Source organism: Oleiphilus sp. HI0066, from assembly GCF_001635725.1.
Genome location: NZ_LWFH01001748.1, coordinates 1 through 706 on the forward strand (window position 1 = coordinate 1; position 706 = coordinate 706).

The following is a 706-nucleotide window of genomic DNA, read 5'->3' on the forward strand; positions in this document are numbered from 1 at the left end:
ACATGATGTTCTCTATCCCTCTCTATTTGGGAATGTATAACGACCTCGACACGCAACTGATTTCGCTATTTCGATGGGTCAGCATGTTCATGGCCGCGCCAGTTGTTGCCTTTGCTTCACTCCCCTTTTACAGAGCCGCTATTCGCAGTCTCAAATCACGCAAACTAGGCATGGACATGCCTGTTTCATTTGCGATTATTATTGCGTTCTTAGCGAGCAGCTATACAACCATTACTACCGTCCCAACCTTAGAATCAGACGTATATTTTGATTCTGTTTCAATGTTTGCGTTCTTCCTTTTACTGGGTCGGTTCATTGAAATGCAGACACGCCATCGTTATTTAAATGATGATGTAGATATGGACCAACTGCTTCCAGAAACTGCCACATTGGTTGAAGGCGATAGTACAAAAAGCCTGGTATCTCAGCGTATTCAAGTCGGCGATATCATCCGCATTAAACAGGGCGAATTAGCCGCAGCAGATGGCTTAATCGAAAACGGCTCTACCAGGTTTGACGAATCCGCATTAACAGGCGAATTCTTGCCAATATATAAAGCGACGGGCGATGTTATTCATGCCGGTACCGCAAATATGGATAACACCATAGACATTCGAGTAACCGCCTCCGCGAAACAAAGCCGCTTATCATCAATCGTTAGGCTTATTGGGAAAGCTCAAGCTGCAAAACCAAGCACTCAAACGAT

Annotated in this window: 1 pseudogene; it reads left to right on the forward strand. The window is 44.8% G+C overall.

Features of this window, described 5'->3' with window-relative positions:
- Positions 1-706 (forward strand): annotated as a pseudogene (locus tag A3738_RS27195) (cbb3-type cytochrome oxidase assembly protein CcoS); the annotation flags it as partial.